General features: G+C 66.6%; 6 protein-coding genes. 4 read left to right on the forward strand and 2 right to left on the reverse strand.

What is annotated here, in order from left to right; translation table 11 throughout:
• Positions 1 to 118: 118 nt before the first annotated feature.
• Complete coding sequence (locus ACZYX4_RS17465; protein ID WP_463878339.1) at positions 119 to 445, reverse strand: chorismate mutase; 327 nt, start codon at positions 443 to 445, stop codon at positions 119 to 121.
• 233 nt (positions 446 to 678) lie between these two features.
• On the opposite strand from ACZYX4_RS17465, the gene ACZYX4_RS17470 reads away from it, so the two are divergent.
• The gene (locus ACZYX4_RS17470) at positions 679 to 2,412 is read left to right on the forward strand and encodes an FAD-dependent oxidoreductase (RefSeq protein WP_463878329.1); all 1,734 of its coding nucleotides are present in this window, start codon (positions 679 to 681) and stop codon (positions 2,410 to 2,412) included.
• Between the two features lie 230 nt (positions 2,413 to 2,642).
• Here ACZYX4_RS17470 and ACZYX4_RS17475 read toward each other — a convergent pair whose 3' ends face one another.
• Complete coding sequence (locus tag ACZYX4_RS17475; protein WP_463878331.1) at positions 2,643 to 3,389, reverse strand: SOS response-associated peptidase; 747 nt, start codon at positions 3,387 to 3,389, stop codon at positions 2,643 to 2,645.
• Between the two features lie 238 nt (positions 3,390 to 3,627).
• Here ACZYX4_RS17475 and ACZYX4_RS17480 point away from each other — a divergent pair, with 238 nt between their 5' ends.
• The 3 genes from ACZYX4_RS17480 to ACZYX4_RS17490 all read left to right on the forward strand — a co-directional run bounded on the left by ACZYX4_RS17480 (position 3,628) and on the right by ACZYX4_RS17490 (position 5,779).
• Positions 3,628 to 3,885 (forward strand): mycoredoxin, encoded by a 258-nt coding sequence (locus ACZYX4_RS17480; RefSeq protein WP_056429693.1) that lies wholly within the window; start codon positions 3,628 to 3,630, stop codon positions 3,883 to 3,885.
• Positions 3,886 to 4,049: 164 nt separating this feature from the next.
• On the forward strand, positions 4,050 to 5,135 hold the full coding sequence (locus ACZYX4_RS17485; RefSeq protein ID WP_463878335.1) for an S-(hydroxymethyl)mycothiol dehydrogenase: 1,086 nt from the start codon (positions 4,050 to 4,052) through the stop codon (positions 5,133 to 5,135).
• Positions 5,132 to 5,779: an MBL fold metallo-hydrolase gene (locus ACZYX4_RS17490; protein WP_463878337.1), complete on the forward strand. Its 648-nt coding sequence runs from the start codon at positions 5,132 to 5,134 to the stop codon at positions 5,777 to 5,779. Before ACZYX4_RS17485 ends, ACZYX4_RS17490 begins: the two co-directional genes overlap by 4 nt.
• The last annotated feature ends 102 nt before the right edge of the window (positions 5,780 to 5,881 follow it).

Here is a 5,881-nt window from a genome sequence, read left to right on the forward strand (position 1 = left end):
GCATCAACGGTTCAATCCGCTCCCATTGGGCATCGGTCAGGACGGCAGTGCGCGACATGGTTCCAGCATGCCAAAGCAGACAAGAACCAATTGGGAGACACGCCCTAGGCGCCCTCGCCTAGGAGCTGGCTTTGTAGACTTCCAGTTCGAGCGTGATGAAGGCGTCGATCATGGCCCGGTAGGTTTTCTCAACGAGTTCGACGTCGATGTCCTTCTGTTCCGCCGTGGCCCGGACGTGTTCGATGACCCGTTCCACGCGTCCGGGGGCCCGGACCTCTGCGCTGTCGGCCTTGAGGGTTCCGGCGATGCGGATCAGGCGTTCGCGCCGTCCGATCAGCGACACGATCTGCTCGTCCACCTCGTCAACAGCCACCCGCACGGCGGCGAGCTGTTCCCGGTCGGCCTTGGCCGCTTTATCGTTTCCGTGATGTGTGGACATGTCCATGACAGTATCGAAAGATGCAGCCACGAGTCGATTTTATTTGACCGGGAGACCGCGGTGTTGAAGCGCAGAGGATACGGCCATAAGGCCCTGTTGAGGTGTTCGCCGGGGCGGCTACCGTGGCATGGGCACACGGCGGCACGCATCTTCGAGCCGGTGTGCTCTGCTCCGCGACACAAGGGGTTCCCGGCCGGCAAACCGCCGTGGGTGGGAACCCCAGGAGGCAGGGAGGAAAGATGAAGACAGTCATCGTTGGAGGAGTCGCAGCGGGTGCGTCGACCGGCGCACGTCTGAGGCGCCTCGATGAGTCGGCTGAGATCGTCATTCTCGAGCGCGACCAGTACGTATCGTTCGCCAATTGCGGGTTGCCGTACCACATTGGCGGAATGATCCCCGAGCGGGAGAGCCTCCTGCTCCAGACACCCGAAAGCCTGGCCAAGTCCCTGGCGCTCGACGTGCGGACCGGACAGGACGTGGTCAGCATCGACCTTGCCGCCAAGGAGGTCGAAGTTCACGACAAAGAACAGCAGCGGACGTACCGGGAGTCCTACGACAAGCTTGTGCTGTGCACCGGGGCTGAGCCGGTCCGGCCTCCGATCCCGGGTGCGGACGACCCCCGGGTCGACGTTCTGCGCAACATTCCGGACATGGACCGGATCATCGCGCATCTGGACCGCGGGGCCTCCAGCGCCGTGGTCGTCGGCGGCAGCTACATCGGGCTCGAACTCACGGAGGCGTTCCGTGCCCGGGGGCTGCAGACGACAGTCATCGAGCGGACTGAACGGCTGATGCCGTGGCTCGACCCCGAGATGACCCAGATCCTTGACTACCACGTCAGCACCCAGGACGTGGACCTTCGACTCGGCACCTCCGCCACCGCGGTCCGCCGCACCGCGAACGACCGGCTGGTCCTCGACCTTTCCGACGGCACTGCTATCGAGACCGACGTCGTGGTCATGGCCTCCGGCGCACGTCCGAACGTGGCCCTCGCCCGGGACGCCGGCCTGAAGATCGGAGCCCGCGGGGGCATTGTGGTTGACGCGCAGATGCGCACGTCGGCGCCCGACGTCCTCGCCGCCGGTGACGCCGTGGAGACCGCCCACTTCCTCACGGGCAAGCCGGTACTCTCGATGCTGGCGGGCCCGGCGAACCGGCAAGGCCGGATTGCCGCCGAGACGATCGCCGGCCGGAACACCGCGTACCGCGGCTCGCAAGGGACTGCTGTGGTCAAGGTCTTCGAGATGACCGCCGGCGGCACCGGGATGACCGAGACAGAGCTGCGCGCCGCGGGCATGGAGTACCGCAAGGTCTACACCCACCAGAATGGCCACGCGGCCTACTATCCCGGCTCCGCGCCGCTGTTCCTGAAGGTGCTGTTCGCACCTGACGACGGGAAGCTTCTGGGCGGACAGGTGCTCGGCTGGGACGGTGTCGACAAACGCATCGACGTACTTGCAGTTGCGCTGCGCGCCGGGATGTCGATTTACGACCTGGAGCATCTGGAGCTCGCCTACGCCCCGCCGTACGGTTCGGCGAAAGATCCCGTAAACATGGCGGGCTTCATCGGCGCCAACCTGCTGCGCGGCGACGTCGACCTCTGGTATCCCGAGGAGTTCCCGGAATGCGCCGGCCGGGTGACCCTCCTGGACACCCGTACCCAGGAGGAGTTCGACGCCTGGCACCTCCCCGGGGCGATCCTGGTTCCCTACACGGAGCTGCGCCAGCGTCTGGACGAGGTGCCCCGCGACAAGCCCGTGTACACCTACTGCCGCTCGGGGTTCCGCAGCTACCTCGCCTACTGCGTGCTGAAGCAGAACGGGTTCGAGGACGCGGCCTTGCTCTCCGGCGGGACGATGACGTACCACGGCTACCACCGGACACCACTGACCGTAGGCCGCGGCGGTATGCCGGTGGTGGCCCACGCCGAGGACGATCTTGCCCGGCTGCCCGGGGCCCTGGACAACATTTAAGCACCTGATCCGGAACCTGGAGTGCCGGCAATCCCCGCCGGTGGGCCAGCCGTTCGACGTCCGCGATTCCCGGCGCCAATTATGACCCAGGGCACAATGGCCCTGTTGCGGCGTTTGTTGCCGCCGCTAACGTGTCTGGAGTACACGGCGGCACGCTTATTCGAGCCGGTGTGCGGTGAGCGATGAAGCAGCAGTGGTGCCGGCGTTTGTCGGCGGCACCACGCAGCGTCCTAGAACAGGCTCCCCACCGGCTGGATGAGTTCGGCGCAATCATTCTTGACGTTCCCGACGGCGGTGCCGACGGGAACGATCGTCCATCCCTCGGTGACATCGTGCGCCCCGGCCCGGACCAGGTCCACGAGTCCGGCGGCATCGTCGGCCCGCGGGTCCAGCCACGCCTGCATTGTTCCCCGGTCCATCGGCAACGGAACCCGGTCGTGCAGGGCTGTGAGTTCAGCCAGCATTCCCCCGGCGTAGCCCGCCGGCGGCGAGTCCGTGGTCATGATCGACGTCGAGAGCAGCCAGCGCTCCGGGTCGTCCTCAGCCTTGGACGGGTCCTTCCACCATTCGTAGAGCCCGGCGAAGACAATCGGGTGGCCGTCCCTCGGGTGCACGTAATAGGGCTGCTTGCCGCGGCCCTCGCCCTTCCATTCGTAGTAGCCGTCGGCCGGGACGGCACAGCGCCGGGAGCGGGTGGCCTTCCGGAACGCCGGCTTCTCCAGCACACTCTCGCTGCGGGCATTGATCATCTTTGAACCGATCCCCGGGTCCTTGGCCCAGGACGGCACCAGCCCCCAGCGCGCAATGTGGAGCTGCCGGACCGGTTCCCCGTCGACCAGCCGTTCCAGCAGGACCGGCACGTCCGCCGTCGGGGCCACATTCCACGACGGGGGAATCACCACTTCGTCCTCGAGTTCGGCGTCGAACTCGGCCAGCAGGTCTCCGACGGCCCGGGCCATCACGTAGCGTCCACACATGGCACCAGCATGCCACCGAGCCCCTTCCGTGTCATCCGCCATGCCGACCTCGCCTGTGAGCACCGGGTGAATCCCGGCTGAGCCCACCAAAGTCGCAGGGAACATGCGAAGTCGCAGCGGGCGCCGCACCGTGCGGGAATACCGGACCCCGGGTTACGGTTATTGGAAGAGATGTACGACTTTTGTCGGCAACCGGCGCTGCCACCGCGCGCCATCAACTAACTTGAAGGAGAACTTCGTGGATTTCACCCCCGAATCCGGCACCATCACCATGTTTTCGACCACCTGGTGCGGCTACTGCAACCGTCTGAAGAAGCAGCTGGACGCCCAGGGCATCGGGTACACCGAAATCAACATCGAAGAAGTTGACGGCACCGCAGATCTCGTGGAGAAGCTCAACGGAGGCAACCGCACCGTTCCCACCGTGCTGTTCCCGGACGGCACCGCGGCCACCAACCCGTCCGCGGCTGAGGTCAAGAGCCGCCTCGCGGCCTAAGGCCACACCCTGAACCAATGACGACGACGGCGCGGCCACCCACGGGTGCCGCGCCGCAGCGCGTTGTACGACAGACTTTTGTGTGACAGACGTCCTGAGTGACGGAAGTCTTGCGACGAAGATTTTGCGGCGAGAACCGCGACACGAGCAGAGGAGCTATTTCCATGGTCCATAAAGTCAAAGGCGCTGTAGTCCACTCCAAAGGAGCACCCGTCACCCTGGAGACCATCCTGGTCCCGGATCCCGGACCCGGCGAGGCCCTCGTAGACATCCTCACCTGCGGCGTCTGCCACACCGACCTGCACTACAAGCAGGGCGCCATCAACGACGACTTCCCGTTCCTGCTGGGCCACGAGGCCACCGGCGTCGTCAGTGCCGTGGGACCGGACGTCACCGAGGTGGCCCCCGGCGACCGCGTGGTGCTGAACTGGCGCGCCGTCTGCGGCGAATGCCGCGCCTGCGCCAAGGGCCAGCCGCAGTACTGCTTCAACACCCACAACGCCACTCAGAAGATGACGCTCGAGGACGGCACCGAACTCACCGCGGCGCTTGGCATCGGCGCCTTCGCCGAAAAGACCCTCGTCGCCGCCGGTCAGTGCACCAAGGTCGACCCCGAGGCTGACCCGGCCGCCGTCGGCCTGCTTGGCTGCGGCGTGATGGCAGGCATCGGCGCGGCCATCAACACCGGAAACGTCAAGCGCGGTGATTCCGTCGCCGTCATCGGTTGCGGCGGCGTGGGCGTGGCGGCCGTTGCCGGCGCCGCGCTCGCCGGCGCCACCACCGTCATCGCCGTCGACATCGACCCGAAGAAGCTCGACCGCGCCAAGGACCTCGGTGCCACCCACACCGTGAACTCCTCCGCTGTCGACCCGGTCGATGCGATCCGCGAGCTGACCGGCGGCTTCGGCGCCGACGTCGTAATCGACGCCGTCGGACGTCCCGAGACGTACAAGCAGGCCTTCTACGCCCGAGACCTTGCCGGGACCGTGGTCCTGGTCGGGGTTCCCAGCCCGGAAATGACCCTGGAACTGCCGCTGCTGGACGTGTTCGGCCGCGGCGGCTCACTCAAGTCCTCGTGGTACGGCGACTGCCTCCCCTCGCGCGACTTCCCCATGCTGATCGATCTCTACCAGCTCGGCAAGCTGGACCTGGACGCCTTCGTCACGGAGCGGATCACGATCGACCAGATCGAGGAAGCCTTCGACAAGATGCACTCCGGCGCGGTGCTGCGCTCGGTGGTGGAACTGTGAACGGCGGTCCCGGGAGCGGCCTCCGGATCGACCGGCTGGTCACCTCCGGCACCTTCTCGCTCGACGGCGGTACCTGGGACGTTGACAACAACGTCTGGATCGTGGGCGACGACGCGGAATGCGTCGTGATCGACCCGGCACACGACCCCGACGCCGTCGAGGCGGCCGTCGCCGGCCGCAAGGTCACCGCGATTCTCCTGACGCACGGCCACGATGACCACATCGCCGCCGTCGGCGAGGTCCGCGGGCGCGTCAATGCCCCGGTGTACCTCAACCGTGAAGACTGGATGCTCTGGGAGCGGGTGTTCCCGGGAACCGAACCGGACCACGCGATCGAGGACGGGGACACGTTCGACGTCGCCGGCGCACGGCTCGTGGCGCTGCACACGCCGGGGCATTCCCCCGGCTCCATGTGCTTCTCCCTGGCGGGCGAAGGCACCGTGTTCAGCGGCGACACCCTGTTCCAGGGCGGTCCGGGCGCCACCGGCCGGTCCTACAGCGATTTCCCCACCATCATCGAGTCCATCAAGGCCCGGCTGCTGACGCTGCCGGCGGACACCGTGGTGCGGACCGGTCACGGCGATCCGACGACGGTCGGCGCCGAAGCGCCGCAGCTTCAGGAATGGATCGCCCGGGGCCACTAGGGCATGTCTCCTAATTCCTTGAGCCAGATGGTGATGGCGCGGAGGACGACTCCGCCGCGGTAGGTCAGGGCGAGCTTGTCGTAGCGGGTGGCGAGGCCGCGC

The sequence above is a fragment of the Pseudarthrobacter leeuwenhoeki genome (assembly GCF_055412885.1).